General features: G+C 46.7%; 22 protein-coding genes. 20 read left to right on the plus strand and 2 right to left on the minus strand.

All coding sequences use genetic code 11. From position 1 onward, the window contains the following. The 17 genes from BQ6873_RS00560 (at position 1) to rfbD (ending at position 18044) form a co-directional block, all read left to right on the plus strand. On the plus strand, positions 1–1191 hold the full coding sequence (locus tag BQ6873_RS00560; RefSeq protein WP_076590907.1) for a glycosyltransferase family 4 protein: 1191 nt from the start codon (positions 1–3) through the stop codon (positions 1189–1191). Between the two features lie 263 nt (positions 1192–1454). Next, a complete protein-coding gene (locus tag BQ6873_RS00565) occupies positions 1455–2417 on the plus strand; it encodes a glycosyltransferase family 2 protein (RefSeq protein ID WP_083664347.1) in 963 nt (320 codons plus the stop codon). A gap of 52 nt (positions 2418–2469) precedes the next feature. Then, positions 2470–3741: a hypothetical protein gene (locus BQ6873_RS00570; RefSeq protein ID WP_076590908.1), complete on the plus strand. Its 1272-nt coding sequence runs from the start codon at positions 2470–2472 to the stop codon at positions 3739–3741. Then, positions 3738–4691, plus strand: coding sequence for an NAD-dependent epimerase/dehydratase family protein (locus BQ6873_RS00575; RefSeq protein WP_076590909.1), 954 nt, complete (start codon positions 3738–3740; stop codon positions 4689–4691). The genes BQ6873_RS00570 and BQ6873_RS00575 overlap by 4 nt, the downstream gene beginning before the upstream one ends. Before the next feature lie 14 nt (positions 4692–4705). Further along, on the plus strand, positions 4706–5845 hold the full coding sequence (locus tag BQ6873_RS00580; RefSeq protein WP_076590910.1) for a glycosyltransferase: 1140 nt from the start codon (positions 4706–4708) through the stop codon (positions 5843–5845). Further along, positions 5842–7068 carry a glycosyltransferase family 4 protein gene (locus BQ6873_RS00585; protein WP_076590911.1) on the plus strand — a complete coding sequence of 409 codons (1227 nt, stop codon included), beginning with the start codon at positions 5842–5844 and terminating at the stop codon, positions 7066–7068. The genes BQ6873_RS00580 and BQ6873_RS00585 overlap by 4 nt, the downstream gene beginning before the upstream one ends. Before the next feature lie 2 nt (positions 7069–7070). Continuing rightward, positions 7071–7925, plus strand: a complete 855-nt coding sequence (locus BQ6873_RS00590) for a dTDP-4-dehydrorhamnose reductase family protein (protein ID WP_076590912.1) — start codon at positions 7071–7073, stop codon at positions 7923–7925. Positions 7926–7972: 47 nt separating this feature from the next. Continuing rightward, positions 7973–8779 carry a 2OG-Fe(II) oxygenase gene (locus BQ6873_RS00595; protein ID WP_083664348.1) on the plus strand — a complete coding sequence of 269 codons (807 nt, stop codon included), beginning with the start codon at positions 7973–7975 and terminating at the stop codon, positions 8777–8779. Positions 8780–8874: 95 nt separating this feature from the next. After that, positions 8875–9885 (plus strand): polysaccharide biosynthesis protein, encoded by a 1011-nt coding sequence (locus tag BQ6873_RS00600; protein ID WP_076590914.1) that lies wholly within the window; start codon positions 8875–8877, stop codon positions 9883–9885. Further along, positions 9878–11002 carry a non-hydrolyzing UDP-N-acetylglucosamine 2-epimerase gene (gene wecB, locus BQ6873_RS00605; protein ID WP_076590915.1) on the plus strand — a complete coding sequence of 375 codons (1125 nt, stop codon included), beginning with the start codon at positions 9878–9880 and terminating at the stop codon, positions 11000–11002. The genes BQ6873_RS00600 and wecB overlap by 8 nt, the downstream gene beginning before the upstream one ends. Before the next feature lie 54 nt (positions 11003–11056). After that, on the plus strand, positions 11057–11995 hold the full coding sequence (locus BQ6873_RS00610; RefSeq protein ID WP_076593873.1) for a UDP-glucose 4-epimerase family protein: 939 nt from the start codon (positions 11057–11059) through the stop codon (positions 11993–11995). A gap of 8 nt (positions 11996–12003) precedes the next feature. After that, entirely contained in the window at positions 12004–12564 is a 561-nt protein-coding gene (locus BQ6873_RS00615) for a sugar transferase (RefSeq protein ID WP_076590916.1), read from the plus strand. 6 nt (positions 12565–12570) lie between these two features. Beyond that, entirely contained in the window at positions 12571–14544 is a 1974-nt protein-coding gene (locus BQ6873_RS00620; RefSeq protein WP_076590917.1) for a polysaccharide biosynthesis protein, read from the plus strand. Positions 14545–14606: 62 nt separating this feature from the next. Next, a complete protein-coding gene (gene rfbB, locus BQ6873_RS00625; protein ID WP_076590918.1) occupies positions 14607–15704 on the plus strand; it encodes a dTDP-glucose 4,6-dehydratase in 1098 nt (365 codons plus the stop codon). Beyond that, positions 15701–16603 (plus strand): glucose-1-phosphate thymidylyltransferase RfbA, encoded by a 903-nt coding sequence (rfbA, locus tag BQ6873_RS00630; protein ID WP_076590919.1) that lies wholly within the window; start codon positions 15701–15703, stop codon positions 16601–16603. Before rfbB ends, rfbA begins: the two co-directional genes overlap by 4 nt. A gap of 2 nt (positions 16604–16605) precedes the next feature. Then, the gene (gene rfbC, locus BQ6873_RS00635; RefSeq protein ID WP_076590920.1) at positions 16606–17151 is read left to right on the plus strand and encodes a dTDP-4-dehydrorhamnose 3,5-epimerase; all 546 of its coding nucleotides are present in this window, start codon (positions 16606–16608) and stop codon (positions 17149–17151) included. Beyond that, positions 17148–18044: a dTDP-4-dehydrorhamnose reductase gene (rfbD, locus tag BQ6873_RS00640; protein ID WP_076590921.1), complete on the plus strand. Its 897-nt coding sequence runs from the start codon at positions 17148–17150 to the stop codon at positions 18042–18044. The genes rfbC and rfbD overlap by 4 nt, the downstream gene beginning before the upstream one ends. Positions 18045–18163: 119 nt before the next feature. Here the strand turns inward: rfbD and BQ6873_RS00645 are convergent, their stop codons facing one another. After that, entirely contained in the window at positions 18164–19201 is a 1038-nt protein-coding gene (locus BQ6873_RS00645; protein ID WP_083664349.1) for a Fe(3+) ABC transporter substrate-binding protein, read from the minus strand. 176 nt (positions 19202–19377) lie between these two features. On the opposite strand from BQ6873_RS00645, the gene BQ6873_RS00650 reads away from it, so the two are divergent. Further along, a complete protein-coding gene (locus BQ6873_RS00650; RefSeq protein WP_076590923.1) occupies positions 19378–20292 on the plus strand; it encodes a patatin-like phospholipase family protein in 915 nt (304 codons plus the stop codon). Positions 20293–20333: 41 nt separating this feature from the next. Here the strand turns inward: BQ6873_RS00650 and BQ6873_RS00655 are convergent, their stop codons facing one another. Beyond that, positions 20334–20879 (minus strand): C40 family peptidase, encoded by a 546-nt coding sequence (locus BQ6873_RS00655; protein WP_076590924.1) that lies wholly within the window; start codon positions 20877–20879, stop codon positions 20334–20336. A gap of 142 nt (positions 20880–21021) precedes the next feature. Here BQ6873_RS00655 and BQ6873_RS00660 point away from each other — a divergent pair, with 142 nt between their 5' ends. Together BQ6873_RS00660 and BQ6873_RS00665 are read left to right on the plus strand one after the other, a co-directional pair. Beyond that, a complete protein-coding gene (locus BQ6873_RS00660) occupies positions 21022–22158 on the plus strand; it encodes a GGDEF domain-containing response regulator (protein WP_231949175.1) in 1137 nt (378 codons plus the stop codon). Between the two features lie 106 nt (positions 22159–22264). Next, positions 22265–22672: a GlcG/HbpS family heme-binding protein gene (locus BQ6873_RS00665; protein WP_076590926.1), complete on the plus strand. Its 408-nt coding sequence runs from the start codon at positions 22265–22267 to the stop codon at positions 22670–22672. The last annotated feature ends 155 nt before the right edge of the window (positions 22673–22827 follow it).

Consider the following 22827-nt stretch of genomic DNA (forward strand, 5'->3'; position numbering starts at 1 on the left):
ATGAAAGTTGTTGCGATTCTTGAAAACTCCATTACTGCCGGTGGTGGATTTAATCAAGCCTTAAATGCAATTCTGCAAATGCAAAAGATTTGTAAAGGTCAATTCGAGTTTGAGGTTTTCACAAGCAGGTCAGAAAATATTATCTCGCTAGAAAAGTTAGGGGTAAATGCGGTTGTGTTTTCACTTTCATTTGTTGATAAGCTGCTTGCCAAGCTGAGTCTTAATGTGTGGTGGCAATCTATACAAAGTCGAATTAAATACTTGGGGCCATTTGAAAAAAAGTTAATGGCACGTGGTTGTAACTTGGTTTACTTCGTGACACCTTCCGTTATATCCCCAGCTTTACAGAAACTTAATTACATTGTGACGGTGTGGGATCTTTGTCACCGTGATAGACCTGAGTTTCCAGAAGTTCGAAATTTCAACCAATTCTATGCTCGAGATCATTATTATCAAAATCACTTATCGCCAGCAGTTGTGGTTCTGACGGACTCAGAGCAGTTGGCGGATAATATTTCGCATAGATATGGCGTTGATCGAGAGCGATTGTTGCCAATGCCATTTGCGCCAGCACCATTTCTAGAGCGTAGTGAGCTTCAAAATGATGGCGATGTGTTAAAGAAATACGGTTTAGAAAGAGGGTATTTCTTTTATCCAGCTCAGTTCTGGGCACATAAGAACCACATACGTATTCTTGAAGCATTAATTCTATTGAAAGAGCGTGGGATACAGTTCAATGTTGTTTTTGCGGGGGGGGATTTTGGTAATCGTGTACATATTGAACGCTTTGTAAACCAAAATAAGCTTAAAGACCAAGTTCATTTTTTAGGTTTTGTGGCAGCAGAGGATATGCGTGGATTGTATGAAAGTTGCAAAGCAGTAATAATGCCTACATACTTTGGTCCAACAAATTTACCGCCATTGGAAGCTTGGATGTTTGGTAAGCCTTTAATTTACTCATTGCCGTTTGGTGCCCAAGCTGGAAATGCCGCGCGATTAGTGAATCCAGATGACGCGCATGATTTAGCGTCTGCAATGAATGAGTGCTCCGATACGCTATTTTGTAATGCAATGATTCAAAAAGGGAGCATAAGGTTGCAAGAAATTAATGCGCAACGTAGGGTCGCTGAAGATGGGCTACTTTTAAGATTGATGCAATTTGAAAAAAGACAGCGTTGCATGGAAAACTGAAGCTCGCTTATAACTTTCAATGTCTTTTGCAAATAAGTTTGCAGATGTCACATTGATAATGATGACATAAGTATTGATGTCGTTAAGCCGAAAAGTGTACATTGGGGCGAGCTAGTTCCTAGAGTTAAGGTGTGAGTTTCAAGCAATATTGAAATGCATTTCAATATGTAATTTGCAATAAAGTTCTCGCATACCTGTGCGGGACTTCTTGGTAGCTCTTAGATTACAATGCAATGTTGTCAACATAATAATGAAAATTGCGAATGACTGATGTAATTTGTCTAAGCCCGAGCTATAGCACTACTCGTTGCGTCACGCGTAAAGCTCCAGGTCTACGTAAACTTCCTAGTAATAAGTTCGAACCGTTATTGTTTTTACCTTCGACTAACTCGCGCAGAGTTGAGGGAGGTAATCGCACTAAAGGTTATTTTAAGAAAGCAGACCTTGCTGGACAATCTGTATTTTTAGAAAAAGCAGAGGTGCATCTGCCATTAATCACTGTTATAACGGTTGTATTTAATGCTGAAAAAACACTTGAAAAGGCTATATTAAGCGTCATAAACCAATCCTATTCCAATATCGAATTCATCGTCATTGATGGTGGTTCAACAGATAACAGCATTGATATCATTAAAAAATATCAATACGCAATAGATTATTGGGTTAGTGAATCTGATACTGGTATTTATGATGCATGGAATAAAGGGGTTCGGCTTGCGAGTGGGGATTGGATTGCATTTCTAGGTGCCGATGATGCATATACTGATGGTGCGATAGAAGCTTATGCATCTTTTATAAGTAATTGCTCAGATGTTAAACTCGAATATGTTTCTTCGAGAGTAAATTTAGTAAATCATACGACCAAGTTGCGTGTAGTTGGTGCACCTTGGAGATGGGCAGTTTTCCGTAAGTACATGAATGTAGCGCACGTGGGGTCTTTGCATCGATGGACTTTATTTGAAGAATATGGCCTGTTCGATGATTCCTACAGGATTAGCGGAGATTATGAATTTTTGCTTCGAGCAGGCTCAACGTTGAATGCACATTTTTTGGATTTTGTTACCGTTGATATGCAGGTCGGTGGAGTAAGCGACGCAAATATTCAGGTTTTTAATGAAACCACTAGGGCAAAAAAAACTACAGGTCAGCGCAGCATTTTTATGTGCCAACTTGAAAAATATTACGCAATTTTCAAATGGAAGTTGCGTAGCCAATTACGAAATTAGACACTGCTGACCTTTATAGAAGGGTTGGAACGAACTGCGAATGTTGTAATTAATGAAGCTCTCTTTTTATCCTATATGTTATGCCGTTGCGTTGTTAATGACAGTGGTTTTACCTCCACTTGGATATATGATTGGGACTGCCTCATCTATGTCGAGTGGGGTATTTTTACTAGCTTGCCTATACATATTGGGGTACATTTTTTACACCATTAGAGCAAGAGGCCATGAGTTTCAACCGGTTTTAATTACGCGATCCCTTATTTATTTTGTCGGGATTTTAGCGATTACCCTTTTTGTTCATAGCGTTGTGAGTCTCAGTATTCGGAGCGATTTGAATAGTGCACGTTTGCTGAAATCATTACTCTTTTCTTTTGTTTTTTGCTTGGGCGTTTGGGCTTTTGTGAAGTTAAGCTTCCGTGTGCTTGATTCGCATTTCGATTTTGCCGTGAAGTTTGTGTTTTATTCACTCGTCATAGCAAGTTTATTTGCATTGTCAGGTTTCTCACCTTTTTCCCCAAAGGCGATTAAACCGGTTTTCTTTTTCTCGGAACCATCACATTTCGCATTGAGTTTTTTGCCATTTTTCTTGTATTTGGTAGTTACAGCAAATGCGACATACAAAATCATTCTTATTGCATTGGGCTACGCTATAGCTTTTTCTTTAGAAAATTTGGTACTTGTGGCTGGTGTTTCCATCGTTGCTGCCTTTGTGAGTTCATTTAAACAATGGCTTTACCTTATTCCTGTCGGACTTCTTGCATTGATGATTGCTCCGATTGATCATTATTATTATGTCGATCGTTTAATACTGTCCCCAGATAGTCAGAATCGATCGGCAATGGTTTTTTTATCTGGCTGGGAACGTGCGTATCTGAACTTATTGAACACCAATGGGCTGGGCGTCGGTTTTCAGCAGTTTGGAATCATCGGTGAGCGTGGGGAGCTAATGGAAGCAATAAAAAAATTAAACGGCGCGGATTTAAATTTGCTTGATGGGGGGGCAGTTGCGCCCAAATTGATTGGGGAATTTGGTGTGGTGGGTATCGCATTGATCTCGCTCTATATTGGCTATTCAATAAAATGCGCGAGAGTACTATTTGCTGTTTGCAAGAAAACGACGGCGAATTACAGTCCTAAAAAAATATTTCTTTTTGCATGTTTTTTAATGTATGGCATTGATCTCTTTCTTCGTGGAGTGGGTTATTTTTCATCATCCAGTTTTTTATTTTTCGCAGCCGTATTGCTAATACTGACCGAGACTCCCTGCGATGGGAAACAACTTGTTTCTTTGCTTAACCCAGAATCCAGATCAGTAGCCCAATGAATACAGTGGTAGTAGTCGGTGCATCGGGTTATATAGGTCGTCATCTTGTCGCTGAATTAACGAGCTTTGCAAATGTGCGGATCAAGATATTGACGAGATCCTTTCAAGAAGATGAAGCTAAAAAAAACTATTCCAACGATGTTGAATTGATAGAAGGGGATCTTTGTGATCCTGCTTCTTTAAATACACTTTTTGAGCCTGGTTGCACCGTTATTCATCTCGCATATTTGGGGGGGGCAGGGGAGAGCAAGAACCTGGCCGCAACCCTTAATTTGACGAATGCATGTAGAGCAGCAAACGTAAATCGTCTGATTCATCTGAGCACGGCAATGGTGAGTGGGCGTGCGGTTAAAAGCACAGTCTCTGAGGAGGACCTTTGCTTCCCGATTACTGACTATGCGGTCACCAAACTAAAAGTTGAGCAGATGATTATTGCTGCAGCACAGGGTAATTTTCAAACTGTGATACTACGTCCTACCGCCGTGTTCGGGCAAAATGGCGAGAATTTAAAGAAATTGACCAATGACCTATTGGCCGGGAGACGAGTGCGTAATTATCTTAAATCTTGCCTGTTCGGTAAGCGCAGGATGAATCTTGTGCACATTTCTAATGTGGTCGCCGCGATTGTTTTTCTCCAGAAAAGTAGTGATACCTTTGATGGCCAAGTGTTTATGGTATCGGATGCGGATGCGGCATTGAATAATTTTCGTGACGTTGAATGCATTTTAATGCGGGAACTGAATATCCCCGATTACCGTTTCCCACGCCTTCAGCTTCCCTTATTTATTTTGAGTGGGGTTCTGACACTTATGGGCAAGGATAATACTAATCCGCAATGTGACTATGTGTCACAAAAACTCGCCCGTCTCGGATATGAAAAAGCCATTGAATTTGAATCTGGTTTGATTGAGTATGCTGCAAGCTATCGCTTGCCCTCTGACTCGCATTGACTTGGACGAGCTAGATGCGGGTACTTAACGTCAATTCATCGCTGGACTCCAAAACAGGGGGAGGGACAGCAGAACGTACATTTCAGATGAGCCGTTTTTTGGCTAGGGCGAATACAAAATGTACCGTACTGACTATCGATATAGGACTTAAAGAGGCTAGGGTCGCGGCGCTTAAGCCAGCGGAGGTCGTGGCCATGCCATTGTTATGGCGGCGATTTTATGTCCCGAAAATAAACTGGAACACAATTCGAAAATTAGTGAACGATGCGGACATCATTCACTTAATGGGGCATTGGGGAGTGCTGAATGCATTGGTATATGTGGCAGTCCGTCGGGCGGGAAAACCGTATGTGGTTTGTCCAGCTGGGGCATTGCCTATATTCGGTCGCTCTGCAGTTCTCAAGCGCTTATACAATTTTTTGATTGGCAATGTGATCATCAGGAATGCGTCTGCTTGGATAGCTGTGACACCAATTGAGTTTGCCCAATTTGAAAAATATGGCATTCCTGCATCGAGCATTACTGTTATTCCAAATGGTGTCGCTGTTGAGGATTTTCCAGATATAGATGTGACAGCATTTCGTGAGGCGAAAGGCCTTCCCGATCGACCTTTGATATTGTTCATGGGGCGTTTGAACTTGATTAAAGGGCCTGACTTGCTGTTGCAGGCTTTTTTATTGATAAAAAACAGAATTTATGACTTCCATCTTGCGTTTGCAGGGCCAGATGAGGGAATGCAGGATGGGTTGCTTGAATTTGCGCGGCAGAATGGGATCGCCGATCGCGTACATTTCCTGGGTTTTGTGAGCGGACCCGACAAGGTTGCCGCTTATCGCTCAGCGACGCTGCTTGCTGTCCCCTCAAGACAGGAGGCGATGTCGATTGTGGCATTGGAGGCCGGAATTTGTGGCAAGCCGGTTTTGGTAACCGATCAATGCGGATTCGGAGAAATTAAGTCGATTTGCTCTGACCTTGAGACTACTGCCGACGCAGCTGGCATCGCAGCCGGGCTGGAGAGCGTGATTACGGAGCCGGGTATGCTGGAGCGTCTTGGGCCTCTTTTCCGTGATTTTGTTATGCAGCGCTATACATGGGGGTCAATCGTTGCAGAGTATCTGAAACTATATAAAAACATATTGACGGTAAAAAAATGAAGGTACTTATCGTCAGCCAGTATTTTTGGCCAGAGAGTTTTAGCATTAACGATATCGCTCGCTCATTGGCTGAGAAGGGCGTAGAAGTGGATGTGTTGACTGGTAAGCCCAATTATCCTGCAGGTCAAAAATTTGAAGGTTATCGCGGCTGGGGATGTATGCGCGAGATCTGGAATGGCGTTTCTTTGTTTCGCGTGCCGCTTGCTGCCAGAGGTGTGGGAGGAGGGCGCCGACTGGCCGTCAACTATCTTTCTTTTGTCGTTTCAGGACTGTTGTTTGGTGCTCTGATGCTACGCAAACGACGTTATGATGCCATTCTGGTTTATGCGCCTTCGCCCATTTTGCAGGCGATTCCTGCGATTTTCCTGGCTTGGCTAAAGCGCTGTGGTGCGATTGTCTGGGTTCAGGATTTATGGCCGGCAAGCCTTTCTGCTACTGGGCATGTCCGTAATAAAACTGCCCTGAAAATGGTTGAATCGCTGGTGCGCTTCATTTATCGTCGTGCCGACCTCTTGTTGGTACAATCCAGGGCATTTGTACCCTTGGTTCAAACATTGGCTTCGGGTACGCCGGTTGTGTATTATCCGAATTCGGTCGATCCGTCATTTGCACATCCTACAAGGCAAGACTTGCCAGAGGTAATAGGGCTGGGAAGTGATTTTTCTGTGCTGTTTGCCGGGAATATTGGAACTGTGCAGGCGGTTGAGACTATCGTTGAGGCAGCTGTTTTGCTCAAGCCATATCCGGATGTGCAGCTCGTGGTTATGGGGGATGGTAGTCGACGCGAGTGGATGCTGCAGGAGCAACGGGATCGCGAATTGAGCAATCTGCATCTTCCTGGTCGATTCCCGGTTGAAACCATGCCCGCCTTTATGCAAAAAGCATCAGTTTTATTGGTGACTCTGACGGATCAAGAGATATTCCAGGCAACAATACCGAATAAAATACAGGCTTATTTGGCCGCCGGCAGGCCAATTGCTGCTTCTCTTAATGGCGAGGGGGCAAATATAGTTCTGGAGGCGGGCGCTGGACTGGCCGCTGCGGCCGAGGATGGCAAAGCATTGGCAAATACGATTTTGCAGTTTTACCATATGAGTAAGCAGGAGCGAGAGGCAATGGGGGCTCGTGGACGCGCATATTATAAGAAGCATTTTGAGCATGATATGTTGATTACGCAGTTAATCGAACATTTACGGTCCGTGAGTGACCTCAAAGAGAAATAAGAATGAAAATATTGGTTCTGGGAGCCAGTGGCATGCTTGGCAATGCCATGATGCGGATATTGAGTGAGGAAGGTGATTGGGATGTCTACGGCACGATTCGTTCCGAAGGCTTAAAGAAGCTTTTTCATCAGGATATCGCTCGTAATTTGTTGCCAGGCGTCGATGTTGAACAGTATGACTCCTTGTTGCAGACCTTCTTGCAGGTTCGCCCCGATGTTGTGATTAATTGTATTGGCTTGATCAAGAAATTCATGAGTGAGGAAGATCGCTTACATGCAATTTCAATCAATGCCGCATTACCGCACAGACTTGCCAAATTATGTGGAGTATCCGGCGCACGCCTGATACATATGAGTACGGATTGTGTTTTTTCCGGGGAGGCGGGTAACTATTCGGAATCCGACATTTCCGACGCCAAGGATTTGTATGGAAGATCCAAATTCCTTGGTGAGGTTGACTATCCTCAGGCATTGACCTTGCGGACTTCAATTATTGGGCGTGAACTACAAAGTGCAAATGGACTGATAGGGTGGTTTTTGTCACAAGAGGGAAGTTGCTCGGGATTCAGGCGCGCTATTTTTTCTGGATTCCCTACTGTCGTCCTGGCGGAAATTATTCGCAAATTTATTATCCCGAATCCTGATTTACATGGGCTTTACCATGTGGCCGCACAGCCTATATCCAAGTACGAATTACTTCGATTGGTGGCGGATGTTTATGGTAAATCCATTGAAATCATTCCTGATGATTCCCTGGTGATAGATCGCTCTTTGAATGCTGAGCGTTTCGCACAGGCTACTGGTTACCATGCGCCTGGCTGGCATGATTTAATCGAGAGCATGCATAAATATAGTTAGTGCGCAGCCCAATTGTATTGAGTTAAATAACAAGATGGTCCTTTAAGATGAAAATTGACGAAATCGGGAAAGCGCGATTTTCCCAGGCGGATTTAAAAGAGATGGCGCTTTCTTGCGTCGAGAAAATTATCAATGCGCGATCAGGTGTGGAATATTTCGATGAGCCTTTCAGGCATTTGGTCATCGATAATTTTCTTGACGAGCGTATGGCAAACGCTTGTTATGCCAATTTTCCGGTGCCTGAGAGTGATCAATGGGAAAAGACCAGCGACGCCGACATTGAAATAAAAATGCGTACCAAATGGTCGTCCGAATTTGATGTGCCGGACGGCATTGTAGATACCATTCGTTTATTGAATTCGTCGCTCTTTCTCAATGCGATGGCTGAGCGTATTGGCATTCAAAAACTGATGCCGGATCCGTATTTCAGTGGGGGCGGTCTGAACGTAACCGTTCCTGGTGGTTTGCTGGATGTGCATGTGGATGGAAATTACCACGATGCTTCAGGATTGAATCGGCGGGTCAATGCCATTCTCTATCTAAATCCTGACTACAAACCGGAATGGGGCGGTCAATTCGGTATTTACGATGATAAAGGTGAAGAGTGCCTGAAAACGGTTGATCCTATCTTTAATCGTCTGGTGATTTTTGACACCCATGATTTCAGTTTCCATGGTCTGCCTAATCCTTTGCAGTTTCCAGAAGGCACATCGAGAAAGTCGATTATTCTGTATTACTACACAAAGGACGGGCGCCCATTCGAGCATTCGGCCGTACATGAGCCGCACAGTGCGCTTTGGGTAAAACGGAATTTATTGGATAAGCGTGGCAACAAGACACGCGATTTCCAATAGTTGGATTGTTATTAGAACGCAATCTGCGTCAGAGGGGCGCGCAGGTTTTCGTCAATCTGCAGATGCAGATATCAGAAGAAAAATAAGGAATTTGCATGTTTGACAATAAAGTGTTGATGATTACCGGCGGTACAGGTTCGTTCGGTAATACGGTCCTCAAGCGATTTCTGGATACGGCTGTCAGGGAAATACGTATCTTTAGTCGGGATGAAAAAAAACAGGAAGATATGCGAATCGCCTTGGGAAACGACAAGGTCAAGTTTTATATCGGCGATGTACGTGATTACGATAGCCTGGCCCAGGCGATGACGGGGGTTGACTTTGTATTTCATGCGGCGGCTCTCAAGCAAGTTCCATCCTGTGAGTTTTATCCAATGGAAGCAGTACGAACCAATGTGCTCGGTACAGAAAATGTCTTGAATGCGGCTATCTCTTCCAAAGTGAAGAGGGTGGTTGTATTGAGTACCGACAAAGCAGTCTATCCAATTAATGCAATGGGTATTTCCAAGGCCATGGCGGAGAAATTGGTGATTGCGAAGTCCCGTACTATCCCCGAAGGCGGCCCGGTCGTATGTTCCACACGCTATGGCAATGTGATGGCATCTCGTGGCTCAGTTATTCCGCTTTTTATTAATCAATTGAAATCCGGCCAGCCGATCACGGTAACCGATCCGAATATGACGCGATTCCTGATGTCTTTGGAGGATTCGGTTGATTTGGTATTGCATGCTTTTGAGCATGCAGAGCAGGGTGATTTATTCGTACAGAAAGCACCGGCTTCTACCGTAGCTGATCTGGCTCAAGCCTTAAGAGAATTGTTCAAGCTGGATAATGAAGTCAAGGTTATCGGTACCCGTCACGGTGAAAAACTTTATGAGTCGCTGATTTCCCGTGAAGAAATGGCGAAGGCAGACGATATGGGGCGTTACTACCGTATTCCCGCTGACAATCGTGATTTAAATTACAGCAAATATTTTGTTGAAGGCGAATCTCACATTTCAGAATTGGATGATTACACCTCGCACAATACTGAACGTTTGAATGTCGAGGCGATCAAGAAACTTTTATTGAATCTGATTGAAGTGCGTGAGGCCTTGAATGCGTAAAGTCATGACGATCGTCGGGACGCGTCCCGAATTGATCAAGATGAGTCGTGTCATTGCGGAGCTGGAGAAGCATACGCAACATATTCTGGTACACACAGGGCAGAATTACGATTATGAATTAAACCAGGTTTTTTTCGATGATCTGGAAATCCGCAAGCCAGATTACTTTCTCGATGCCGCCGGCACCAACGCCGCGCAAACAATTGCGCAAGTAATCATGAAGGCGGATGAAGTTTTTGAAATCGAAAAGCCTGATGCCTTGCTGCTTTACGGCGATACCAACTCCTGCCTTGCTATTATCCCCGCCAAGCGCAGGAAGATACCGGTCTTCCATATGGAAGCCGGCAATCGTTGCTTTGATCAGCGGGTACCGGAAGAGTTGAATCGTAAGGTGCTGGATCACCTGGCTGATATCAATATGGTGTTGACCGAGCACGCGCGACGCTATTTATTGGCAGAGGGCATCAAGCCCGAAACTATTATCAAGACCGGCTCGCATATGCGTGAGGTGCTTGACTTTTACCGGCCCAAGATAGACCGGTCGGATGTGGTTGATCGTCTGTCGCTGGAGAAACGTAAATATTTCCTGGTCAGTGCGCACCGCGAGGAGAACGTTGATTCCCCCGAAGCCTTGCGGGATTTGCTGGAAACGCTCGATGCTTTGGTGAAGCGTTATGGTTATCCGGTATTGGTTTCAACCCATCCTCGTACCTTCAAGCGTCTGGAAGCGTTAGGTCATGGGCCACTGGATGAGAGGATCATTCTCTCCAAACCGTTTGGCTTTATTGATTACATTAAATTGCAGATGGAGGCTTTTTGCGTATTGTCCGATAGCGGGACAATTACCGAAGAGACTTCCTTGCTGAATTTGTGCTCGATTACACTGCGTAATGCCCATGAACGTCCGGAAGGGATGGACGTTGGAACGCTGATCATGTCTGGCTTGAAGGCGGAACGGGTAATGGAAGCGATCGATATCGTGACTTCGCAATATACCTCCGATCCGGCGCCGGTCTTGGCCGTTGCCGACTATGAAAATCCTTATGTGTCGAAACAGGTGTTAAGAGTCGTTGCCAGTTATATCGATTACATCAATCGCGTGGTCTGGTCCAAGTAGTTGCGCCGGGCGCCAGCCTTGCATCTCACTCTTTTTCATTTGCGCGATAAAGCCATGAATCAAATCCTTGTTACAGGCGCCAATGGCTTTGTCGGTCGCAGTCTTTGTGCAGCATTGCGTGCGCGTGGTATTCCTTTTGTCCCGGCAGTACGGAAGAAAAGTCGTGACGATGAAGTCGCTATTGGTGATTTGAATGCTGATACCGACTGGGGAATGGCGTTGCACGGCTGCGGCGCAGTGATTCATTTAGCCGCGCGGGTGCATGTAATGAATGACACCTCAAGCGATCCGCTGACGTCATTTCGCGCAGTGAATGTTGAAGCAACGCTGAGCCTGGCGCAGCAGGCGATTGCGGCGGGTGTCAAACGCTTTGTATTCGTTAGCAGCGTCAAGGTAAACGGCGAACAAACCACAGACCATCCTTTTACCGCTTTTGATATGCCCGCGCCTATGGATCCCTATGGCCAGTCGAAGTGGGAAGCAGAAATCGCATTAAAGAAATTGGCTCAGGCTACAGGCCTGGAAGTGGTAATCGTACGTCCACCTTTAGTCTACGGCCCTGGCGTGCGTGCGAACTTCGAGCGTTTGATGCAACTGGTCAAAATCGGATTGCCATTGCCATTGGGGGCTATCAACAATCGCCGGAGCATGGTTGCGGTAGACAACTTGCATGACTTGCTGATCCTTTGTGTCCGGCATCCGGCAGCAACTGGTCAGACTTTCATGGTTTCGGATGATCATGATGTCAGTGTGTCGGAGTTGCTGCGTATGCTGGCGCAGGCCATGCGGAAAAGAAGCATGCTTCTTCCGGTATCGGCGGCATTGCTTGGTGGTATGGCTGCCCTAATGGGGAAGTCCGAAGTGGCGAATCGTCTGTTGGGTTCATTACAAGTTGATATAAAACATACGAAAACAACCTTACAATGGCATCCGCCCCTTAGTATGGATCTGGCACTCAAAAATACCGTTGCCGCCTATCTTGCGCACTCCTAGCCATTAGTATGAAAAGAATATTTGATTTGGTGCTGGCCTTGTTGGCAACTTGCATCTTGCTATTACCTATCATGCTGGTTACTTTTTTTGTTAAAATGACATCAAAAGGGCCTGCCGTATATTGGTCGGATAGGGTTGGGGTACATAATAAAATCTTTAAGATGCCCAAGTTCAGAACCATGCAGGTGGACACTCCGGCAGTGGCGACACATTTGTTGACTAATCCTCAACAGTTCTTGACGCCGATAGGATCATTCCTGCGCAAGTCCAGCCTAGATGAGCTCCCGCAGTTATGGAGTATCCTCAAAGGGGATATGAGTTTTGTTGGGCCACGTCCGGCCTTGTTTAACCAAGATGATTTGGTGGCTTTGCGTACTCGTTATGGGGTGGATAATATCAAGCCGGGATTGACTGGTTGGGCACAGATTAATGGTCGTGATGAATTGCCTATACCCGAAAAGGTTGCGCTTGATGCTGAATATCTGAAGCGCCAGTCATTTTGGTTTGATATGAAAATTCTAGTTCTAACATTCCAAAAAGTATTAAAAAAAGACGGTATTACTCACTGAACTCAGATGAAATCATTTCTTGAATTACCTCGGTTTCAGAAGCAGCTGATAGCAGCCACAGCTGACCTGATCCTATTGCCGCTGACTTTTTATCTGGCAGTCCTGTTGCGTTACGATAGCAGCACTCCACAATTGTTCGAGATGTATTTCTGGATGATTGTAGCCGCGCCGCTTATTTCCATTCCTATATTCTTGCGGCTTGGTTTGTATCGTGCAGTGATCCGATTTATCGATCAGAAAATCGTGTATGTCGTCGTATTGGGGGTATCTTTATCGGTTATCTGCATGGCTGCACTCGCAACCTTTTCCCATACAGTGCCCTTATCGCGCGGGGTATTCGGTATCTATTGGGTCAGCGCTATCCTGTATGTGGTGGCAAGTCGTTTCCTGGCGCGTGGTTATTTGCTTAGGGCCGATGACAGAGGTGGTGGCGCCGTACGCGTTGCTATTTATGGTGCGGGACATTCCGGTATGCAACTGGCCAGCGCATTGCGTGCAGGACATGAATATTTACCTGTTGCCTTAATCGACGATAAGAAGGAGTTACACGGCGCGACCATCGCGGGTGTCAAGGTGTGGCCTTCCAGTGAGTTGCCGCGTTTAGTAGCGGAAAAACAGATTAAGGAAGTATTGCTGGCGATGCCTTCTTTGCGCAAGGTGCAGCAGAAGCTGATTTTGGAGCAACTGGAGCCTCTCAAGGTCAAAATCAAGGTAACTCCTCCCATTGCGAGTCTGGTCAATGGTGAGCTGCGCGTTCAAGATATACGCGATATTGAAATTGAAGATTTGCTTGGACGAGATGCGGTAGAGCCAGATTCACGTTTGATTTCAAGCTGTATTACAGGGAAAACCGTGATGGTGACGGGGGCGGGCGGATCAATCGGTTCCGAGTTGTGCCGACAGATTATTCGCTTGGCACCGAAACGCTTGTTGTTATTGGATATGTCAGAATTTGCGCTTTATTCAATTGAGCAAGAGCTGCAGGAAATAAAAAAAACACAGGACGCAGACGTGAATGTATTACCTTTTCTCGGCTCAGTACTAGAGTCGGAAAAGTGTGAGCGCATTCTCCGGACTTTTTCTGTAGATACTATCTATCATGCAGCTGCCTACAAGCACGTCCCTTTGGTTGAGCACAATCCGATCCAGGGGATACGTAATAATGCGCTGGGAACCTTGTGTTTGGCACGAGCGGCAATCGCTGCAGAGGTCAGTTGTTTTGTATTAATTTCTACCGACAAGGCAGTGCGTCCAACCAATGTCATGGGCGCGACCAAGCGACTGGCAGAATTAATTCTGCAGGCATTCTCGCGCAAACAAAACGGAACACGGTTTTGCATGGTGCGCTTTGGTAATGTCCTTGGTTCTTCTGGCTCAGTGGTACCACTCTTCCGCAAACAGATCATGGCGGGTGGGCCGATTACCCTGACGCATCCTGAAATTACACGTTACTTCATGACCATTCCTGAAGCAGCGCAACTGGTGTTGCAGGCAGGTGCGATGGGCGAAGGTGGGGACGTTTTCGTGCTGGACATGGGAGAGCCGGTCAAGATATTGGATTTGGCAACGCGCATGGTTCACTTAAGCGGGCTTGAAGTTCAGGGTGATAGTGACTCGAACGATGCCATCGAGATTCAGCATGTAGGGTTGCGTCCTGGTGAAAAACTGTACGAAGAATTGCTAATCGGTTCGAATGTCGAGGGTACTCAGCATCCTTTGATCATGCGCGCGCAGGAGGCAGAAATTCCTTGGGCGGATTTGCAAGAATTGTTGCTGGCACTGGAGAGTGCATGCGAGCAATTTGAGTACGAAAAAGTCCGCGCCTTGTTGCTGCAGGTTGTTAGTGAATATGCGCCGCAGTGTGGAATAGAAGATTTTCTTTGGCGAGAAAAAGGAAGGGCCAGTATCTCTATTAATTTATCTGCGGCTAGCACTGATGGAAAATCAGCGAAGCCTGATTTAAAGCAGGTCATTAAATAGTTTTCTCAACTTCAGAGATGATCAGCATTCTTTCCTAGTATTTACTGCACATGGGTAATTGAATGATTTTAGTAACAGGTGGTGCTGGTTTTATCGGTTCCAATTTTGTATTGGACTGGTTAGCTCATGGCGACGAACCAACTATTAATGTCGATAAGCTGACATACGCTGGTAATTTGAATAATTTGATGTCATTACGTAATGACGATCGCCATATTTTTGTGTACACGGACATTTGCGATACTGAGCAGATGCTATCTTTGTTGATGGCACACAAGCCATCTGCCATAGTCCATTTTGCAGCGGAGAGTCATGTGGATCGCTCTATCCACGGCCCTGCTGAATTTGTGCGGACGAACATTAATGGCACGTTCAGTTTACTTGAGGCCGCACGTAGCTATTGGTCGAATTTGATTGGTGCAGACAAAGAAAATTTTCGTTTCTTGCATGTTTCCACTGATGAGGTATATGGCTCACTTGGTCCGAACGATGCGCCGTTTTCTGAAGTAACTTCGTACGCACCGAATAGTCCGTATTCGGCTTCGAAGGCAGCATCGGATCATTTAGTACGCTCGTATCATCACACTTACGGTTTGCCAACCCTGACGACCAATTGTTCGAACAATTATGGTCCTTATCATTTTCCCGAAAAATTGATTCCACTGGTCATTGCCAATGCGCTTGCAGGCAAAGCCTTGCCTATTTACGGCGATGGGCAGCAAATACGTGACTGGTTGTATGTCGGTGATCATTGCGCTGCGATTCGTCGCGTGTTGGCAGATGGCCGACCAGGAGAGACGTACAACATTGGGGGCTGGAATGAAAAAGCTAATCTTGATGTGGTTCATACACTGTGCGATATATTGGATGAACTGAGGCCGCTTGCTGCTGGTAACAGTTATCGACAGCAGATTACATATGTGACGGATCGTCCTGGACATGATCGTCGTTATGCAATCGACGCACGTAAAATTGAACGTGAGCTAGGTTGGAAACCGGCTGAAACATTTAATACCGGCATTAAAAAAACTGTCCAATGGTATCTGGATAATCAGGAGTGGGTGCGTGATGTACAGTCTGGTGATTACACTAAATGGCTGGAAAAGAATTACAGTCAGCGAGAAATGTCGGCAGACAAAAAACACCAGGGAGTAGCATGACTGCACTTCTGAATCCAACAAACCGCAAAGGCATTATCCTCGCTGGAGGATCTGGCACGCGTTTGTATCCGGTCACGATTTCAGTCTCCAAGCAATTGCTGCCAGTGTACGATAAACCGATGATTTATTACCCGCTGACGACGTTAATGTTGGCGGGGATACGCGATATTTTGTTGATTTCCACACCACAGGATACGCCGCGCTTTCAAGAGTTGTTGGGCGATGGTAGTCAATGGGGTATCAATTTAACTTATGCAGTACAGCCCACGCCGGATGGTTTGGCACAAGCTTTCATCATTGGTCGCCAGTTTGTAGGTAATGGTTCATCGGCGTTGATTTTGGGCGATAACATTTACTATGGTCATGCTTTCGATCAACAGTTAACACAGGCGTCAGATCGTACAAGTGGTTCGACGGTCTTTGCTTATCATGTTCAGGATCCGGAGCGATATGGCGTTGTAGAGTTTGATGCGTCACGTCGTGCAGTCAGTATTGAAGAAAAGCCACTTGTGCCGAAATCAAACTATGCCGTAACGGGTTTGTATTTTTACGATAATCAAGTGTGCGATATTGCGGCATCAATCAAGCCATCGAAGCGTGGTGAGCTTGAGATTACCGATGTGAATAAATATTACCTGGAACGAAATGAACTCAATGTCGAGTTGATGGGGCGTGGTATGGCGTGGCTAGATACGGGGACGCACGAGTCGTTGCTGGAGGCGGGGCAATTCATTGCCACAATTGAAAATCGTCAGGGCTTGAAGGTTGCCTGCCCTGAAGAAATCGCTTTCCGTAAAGGCTATATCGATGCTGCCCAGTTGGAGAAACTGGCAGAGCCATTAAAGAAAAACGGTTACGGTCGCTACCTGTTGCGCATTCTCGACGATAAAGTGTTTTGAGTATGAAAATTCAAAATACTAAGATTCCAGATGTTGTGTTGATTGAACCGACAGTATTTGGTGATGACCGAGGTTTTTTCTTCGAGAGTTTCAACGAACATCGTTTTGCAGAAGCCATTGGCAAAACAGTCCAGTTTGTACAAGACAATCATTCCAAATCAGCGCGTGGTGTATTGCGTGGCTTGCATTACCAGATACAGCAAGCTCAGGGAAAACTGGTTCGCGTGGTGTCGGGTGAAGTATTCGATGTTGCTGTCGATATTCGTAAAAGCTCTCCAACTTTCGGCCAGTGGGTTGGTGCGGTCTTGTCAGCAGAAAATAAACGACAGATGTGGGTCCCCGAAGGATTTGCACACGGTTTTGTTGTGATCAGTGAGTCAGCAGAATTTTTGTACAAAACGACGGATTACTGGGCACCGGAATACGAGCGTTGTATTGCATGGAATGATCCCGCTATCGGTATTCAATGGCCAATAGATGTGCCGCCGGTTTTGTCGGGTAAAGATCAAAAAGGACTGCAACTGGTTGAAGCTGAGGTGTTCGCTTGAAGATATTGCTTACCGGTGGGACGGGGCAGGTCGGCTATGAACTGGAACGTACGCTGCAGGGATTGGGCGAGATTGTTACGCTTGATCGTAGTCAAATGGATTTGAGTAATCTGGATCAGGTACGTGATGTCATCCGTACGATCAAGCCGCAATTGATCGTCAATCCTGCAGCGTATACGGCGGTAGATTTGGCCGAGCGCGAAACAGATCTTGCGATGCGCATCAATGCAGAAGCGCCAGAAGTAATGGCAATCGAAGCGAAGAAATTGGGTGCGGCAATGATTCATTATTCGACCGATTATGTCTTCGATGGCGACAAAGTGGAAAGCTATACGGAAGAAGATACACCGAATCCGCAAAGCGTTTATGGTCGTAGCAAGTTGGCTGGTGAATTGGCGATTCAGGCTTCAGGTATTCCTCATTTGATTTTGCGTACCAGTTGGGTCTACGGCGCCAGAGGTAAGAATTTTCTGTTAACAGTGCGTCGTCTGGCGCAAGAGCGAGATGAGCTACGTATTGTTGCGGATCAGTTGGGTGCGCCGACATGGTGTCGAACAATAGCGGAGGCAACTGCGCATGCCTTGATACAAATGCAGAGATATTCCGGTACGCAGAAAGATGCAGATTTGGATCAGGATGTTTGGTTAAGTCGTGGGGGACTCTATCACTTAACGGCACAAGGAAGCACAAGCTGGCATGGTTTTACGCAGGCGATTGTTGCACACGCGTCCATGCTCAAGAAGCCGCTAGTCACACCAATTACAACGCAAGATTATCCGTTGCCAGCCAAACGCCCGCATAACTCCTTATTGTCTTGCGAACGCTTTATGCAAACATTTTGCGGTTTGCCGACGTGGGATGATGCGCTAAAACTTTGCCAGGACGGGATGTAGTTCCCAGATGAAAATTTGATGTCGCATAAAAAAAGCTGCCCGGTAGTCGCTAATAATGGCGATTCCCGGGCAGCTTTTTTTGATCGCAAGAGATACAGAAGCGATCAACTCATTTGTATTTATTTATAGCCAACGCGATCCAGAATTCTTTGCGCAGCAATTTGATTTTTGCCTATGGATGCGACAGATACATTCTCCATCTTGAATTTACCTAACGATTCCAGCGCTTCATTTTTCACGTGTACTTTGGCGACTGCCGGCCATTCATTATTACCATCTGCAAAGTAAGCTTGTGCTTCATCACTGGCTAAATATTCCAAAAATTTCACAGCGGCTTCACGATGCGGTGCATTCTTTGCGACGCCGCCACCAGCGATATTGAAGTGAGTGCCACTTGTTTTTGCATTCGGCCAGACGAAACCTACGTTTTTCATGGCCGCGACATCTTCAGGCTTGGTTGAGCGCAGCATGCGAACGTAGTAGTAGGAATTTGCAATCGCGACGCCGCATTCACCGGAAGCAACGCCCTTGATCTGATCGGTATCGCCGCCGCGTGGTGGGCGTGCGAAGTTGGCAACCATGCCTTTGGCCCATTGTTCCGTCGCTTTCTCGCCATCGCGTTCAATCATGGAGCCGATCAGGGATAGATTGTAAGGATGCGAGCCTGAGCGTGTGCATACCTTGCCTTTGTTTTTAGGATCCGCCAAGGATTCATATGTGGCGACATCGGCAGGATTAACTGTTGCCTTGTTGTAGACGATCAAACGTGCGCGGGTAGAAAAACCAAACCATTCAGGTCCTTGGCCATCGTCCTTGCCGCGTAGATTGGCTGGAATGCGGGCGGTCAGGACGGCGGATTTAACTGGTTGGAAGAAACCTTCAATCTCGGCGCGCCAGATGCGCGCGGCATCGACCATGACGATCACGTCAGCAGGGCTATTCTTGCCTTCATTCTTCAGGCGCTCGAACAGGGCATTGTCATCTGCTTCGATGCGATTGATCTTGATGCCGGTCTGTTTGGTGAAATTGGAGTACAGAACTTCATCTGTCTGATAATGGCGTGCCGAGTACAGGTTCAACACTTTTTCCTGTGCTTGTGTGACTGAAACGGTGGCCATCAGGGAAATTGCGGCGAGTAGGGTACTTGCTAGTCTCATATGCATCCTTGTTTGTCAGTAGTTGGGATTTTCGTTGCAAGAAGTATAGTAGGATTTCGTTAAGAATGAAAACGATTCTCAATTGCTGGTTTGTGGTTTTTCCTTGTTTACTTTGCGTAACAACTAGGCAGGCGGAAAAAGAGTAATCTTCGTTCTTTGTAAAAAAATGGTCCAAGATGTTGAAAAGCTATTCCAGTAAATTTCTGTTGGCTGGCCTGCTAGTACTGCAGGCGGCATGTACATTCCTGCCTACCAAATCCGAGCCGGTGACACCGGTAGTGGTGACGCCTAAATCCGCGACACCAGTCAAAATTGCGCTCGTGCTCGGTGGTGGTGCTGCGCGCGGGTTTGCGCATATTGGTGTGATCAAGGCTTTGGAATCGCAAGGCATAGTGCCGGATATGGTCGTGGGTACCAGTGCCGGTAGTTTGGTCGGTGCCTTGTATGCTGCCGGTAATAATGGTTTTGCTTTGCAGCAAATGGCTTTGGCTATGGATGAGGCGGCGATTTCAGATTGGTCGGTGCCATTCTTTGCCAAATCGAGTGGTGTGTTGAAGGGCGATGCATTGCAAAATTACGTCAATAAATCAGTGCACAATTTGCCCATCGAGAAGATGAAAATCCCATTTGCCGCAGTGGCAACGGATTTGAATAGCGGCCTTCCGATTCTGTTTCAACGTGGGAATACAGGGCTTGCGGTACGTGCTTCATCCGCTGTTCCTGGCCTTTTTCAACCTGTGAAAATTGGTGGCAAGATGTATGTCGATGGCGGTTTGGTTGCGCCCGTGCCTGTGCACTTTGCCAAAGAGATGGGCGCAGACTTTATTATTGCAGTGAATATTTCTGTGCAGCCTGAGGCGCAACTGGCATCGAGTTCACTCGATGTACTGCTGCAGACTTTTGCGATCATGGGGCAGAGCATCAACCGCTATGAACTGAAGGATGCAGATATCGTGATTCGTCCTGAGTTGGGGACGATGAAGGGGAATGATTTCAATGGTCGTAATCGTGCCGTGTTGGCCGGTGAGCAAGCTGCGATGGCAGCCATGCCGGAAATTAAACGAAAACTCGCCAACAAACGGGAGCAATAGACGAAAAAAAACCGCACTGATATGTGCGGTTTTTTTTTGAATTATTGTGGTGTATCTATTTCTGGTTCACTGATGCGGCGACCGCCATTGAAGCGTTTTTTCCAGTAACCGATATCCATGCTCTCTATGCGTACTTCACCGCCGGCTGATGGTGAATGGATAAATTTGCGGTCACCTAGGTAAATGCCAACGTGAGAGAAACCTCTTCTCAGCGTATTGAAGAAAACCAGATCGCCGGGTTGCAACTTGTCTTTATCGATATGCTGGCCGACCTTGCTGATTTCTTTCGAGGTACGAGGAAGAATCAGTCCCCAGGTTTCCTTGAAAATAAGGCGGACTAAACCGCTGCAATCAAGGCCGCTTTCCGGGGTGTCGCCACCGTATTTATATTGGATGCCGAGCATGCCCATCGCTTCCATCGCCAAATCCGATGCGCGATGCGATAAGGTTTGCAACTTACTCATAGGCGCATTGGGTTCTGGTGGCGGCGTATCTGCGCTCCACGCAGAAGTCGCCAGCAGGCTGAACGCTAATACGGCTGAGCGTGCCAGTTGGCCAGTGCGAAAGTGAGGTTGCAAAAATGTCATCGGATGCGATTTCCTTCAATGTAACTGACGGAATGTATGTCAATCTGTAAGTGCTGTCAAAATTTATTCGCTGGCGTTATGCTGTTACCAACATTGAAAAGGTTTGATTTGCATGTTGACTGATACACCTGACGCGCTCTCCTTGAAACCCCGCATTTTGATCGCAGATGACTCACGCATCGTGCGTGCGACCTTGATCAAGCACATCGAAGGCATGTTTGAGTTCCGCGAAGCGCTCGATGGCGAGCAGGCGTGGGAAGCTTTGCTGATCGATCCCAGCATACGCGTCGTGATTTCTGATTTGACGATGCCCAAGCTGGATGGCTACGGCTTGTTGCAGCGCATACGCTCCTCAAAAATCAGCCGTATCCGCAATATGCCGGTGGTGGTGGTGTCGGGCAGCGATGAGCAAGCCGAACGTGATCGTGCCAAGGCTGCAGGCGCGACCGATTTGATTACCAAGGGTATAGCTACAGGGCAATTATTGTCGCGGCTGGATATTCTTTCAAAACTGGTCAGTACGCAAAACGAATTCGAACGCGGCCTGGAAGCATTAGTGCATCGAGGCGATGTAGACGATCAGGTTGAATTGTTATCGCAGGAAGAGTGGGAAGCGCGTGCAGAAGGGATGCGCATCAGCGCGGTGCGCCAGAATAGAAATTTTGTCGTCTTGAACGCATGTATAGGACTCAAGCATATTGCGCTTGAGGGTTATCCTGCATCGCCGCCAGCGAGTGTGATTAATGCGATCGGCCAACTTCTACATCGTACGGTACGTCAAACCGATTGTGTCGCGCGCACCGGCGAGATCGAATTCACGATTGCGACCGGTAGTATCCATTTCGATTCCGCACGTAACTTTGCCGAACGTGTCTGCCGTGCCATTGCGAATGCCAATTTGGTCAAAGACGGTCAGATGGTGTTGATTGCTAGCTGCGGCGTAGTGTCCGTTACGGAGTGTGATGAGGCTGGTGTCAATGCCTTGGATGACATGCGTAAAGTAGCAAGAAGTCGTGCTTTGCTCGGTTTGCAAAACGGAATCACAGGTGTGATCGGCGCGGAAGAAGCGACGCTATTGCAGCAGGGCGAGAGTTTGCCTGGCATAGCTGTCAGTGGTGCGGTAGTGCAGGAAAAGACGAGCGACTTATCGATTGATCTGGCTACGTTGCTGCGCTGGATTAAAGAAGGCAAGGAAGATCAAGTGCTTGCGCACATAGGTAAGTTGTCGATAGAGCTGCAACCTTTGGTTGATTTGCTCTTGAAACAGCAAAGAGCATAAACGCGGAACAGAATAGCAGGGCAATTTAAACAGAATAAGAAGCTTGCATTGATTTCAACACGACTGTGATGTCGTACAATTCATTCTTCTTTTGACAGGAGGCACCATGCAAACAAAACAAGTACTGACGCTGGAAGATGTAAAAAAAATCGCTGCAGCGGCTGAAACCGAAGCAATTCTGAACAAGTGGTGCGTCACGATCGCGATCGTGGATGATGGTGGTCATTTGCTGTGGTTGCAGCGTCTGGATGGTGCTGCGCCGATTTCGTCACACATTGCGCCAGCGAAAGCTAAAACCGCTGCGCTCGGCCGTCGCGAATCCAAAGTCTATGAAGACATCATCAACAATGGTCGCTTCTCGTTCATCACAGCGCCGACGCTGGAAGGCATGCTGGAAGGTGGCGTACCTATCGTCATCAACGGTCAATGCTTGGGCGCGGTAGGCGTGTCCGGCGTGAAATCGACGGAAGATGTACAAATTGCTAAGGCTGGCATCACCGCCATCGGTGGTTAAGCTGCGCTGCATCAATTTAACAGACTGACATCTATTAAACACCTTCGACGCACCGGATTCGGTTGCCAGTCGGGGGTGCTTTGCGCTATAATTCGGCGGTTTAGCTAATTTTACTCCGCCGTAGCGCATACCCATTTTCCCATCGTCTAAATAAG

Origin of the sequence: Herminiimonas arsenitoxidans (genome assembly GCF_900130075.1) — a bacterium.
In the GTDB taxonomy this organism is placed as follows: domain Bacteria; phylum Pseudomonadota; class Gammaproteobacteria; order Burkholderiales; family Burkholderiaceae_D; genus Oxalicibacterium; species Oxalicibacterium arsenitoxidans.

Bases quoted from the DNA above. Each gene is read 5' to 3' on its own strand.
- BQ6873_RS00650 (WP_076590923.1), top strand. From the start codon at position 19,378: ATGTTGAAAAGCTATTCCAGTAAATTTCTGTTGGCTGGCCTGCTAGTA.
- rfbB (WP_076590918.1), top strand. From the start codon at position 14,607: ATGATTTTAGTAACAGGTGGTGCTGGTTTTATCGGTTCCAATTTTGTA.
- BQ6873_RS00560 (WP_076590907.1), top strand. From the start codon at position 1: ATGAAAGTTGTTGCGATTCTTGAAAACTCCATTACTGCCGGTGGTGGA.
- BQ6873_RS00620 (WP_076590917.1), top strand. From the start codon at position 12,571: ATGAAATCATTTCTTGAATTACCTCGGTTTCAGAAGCAGCTGATAGCA.
- BQ6873_RS00665 (WP_076590926.1), top strand. From the start codon at position 22,265: ATGCAAACAAAACAAGTACTGACGCTGGAAGATGTAAAAAAAATCGCT.
- BQ6873_RS00595 (WP_083664348.1), top strand. From the start codon at position 7,973: ATGAAAATTGACGAAATCGGGAAAGCGCGATTTTCCCAGGCGGATTTA.
- BQ6873_RS00580 (WP_076590910.1), top strand. From the start codon at position 4,706: ATGCGGGTACTTAACGTCAATTCATCGCTGGACTCCAAAACAGGGGGA.
- BQ6873_RS00565 (WP_083664347.1), top strand. From the start codon at position 1,455: ATGACTGATGTAATTTGTCTAAGCCCGAGCTATAGCACTACTCGTTGC.
- BQ6873_RS00585 (WP_076590911.1), top strand. From the start codon at position 5,842: ATGAAGGTACTTATCGTCAGCCAGTATTTTTGGCCAGAGAGTTTTAGC.
- BQ6873_RS00610 (WP_076593873.1), top strand. From the start codon at position 11,057: ATGAATCAAATCCTTGTTACAGGCGCCAATGGCTTTGTCGGTCGCAGT.
- rfbA (WP_076590919.1), top strand. From the start codon at position 15,701: ATGACTGCACTTCTGAATCCAACAAACCGCAAAGGCATTATCCTCGCT.
- wecB (WP_076590915.1), top strand. From the start codon at position 9,878: ATGCGTAAAGTCATGACGATCGTCGGGACGCGTCCCGAATTGATCAAG.
- rfbC (WP_076590920.1), top strand. From the start codon at position 16,606: ATGAAAATTCAAAATACTAAGATTCCAGATGTTGTGTTGATTGAACCG.
- BQ6873_RS00655 (WP_076590924.1), bottom strand. From the start codon at position 20,879: ATGACATTTTTGCAACCTCACTTTCGCACTGGCCAACTGGCACGCTCA.
- BQ6873_RS00570 (WP_076590908.1), top strand. From the start codon at position 2,470: ATGAAGCTCTCTTTTTATCCTATATGTTATGCCGTTGCGTTGTTAATG.
- BQ6873_RS00645 (WP_083664349.1), bottom strand. From the start codon at position 19,201: ATGAGACTAGCAAGTACCCTACTCGCCGCAATTTCCCTGATGGCCACC.
- BQ6873_RS00590 (WP_076590912.1), top strand. From the start codon at position 7,071: ATGAAAATATTGGTTCTGGGAGCCAGTGGCATGCTTGGCAATGCCATG.
- BQ6873_RS00615 (WP_076590916.1), top strand. From the start codon at position 12,004: ATGAAAAGAATATTTGATTTGGTGCTGGCCTTGTTGGCAACTTGCATC.
- BQ6873_RS00600 (WP_076590914.1), top strand. From the start codon at position 8,875: ATGTTTGACAATAAAGTGTTGATGATTACCGGCGGTACAGGTTCGTTC.
- BQ6873_RS00575 (WP_076590909.1), top strand. From the start codon at position 3,738: ATGAATACAGTGGTAGTAGTCGGTGCATCGGGTTATATAGGTCGTCAT.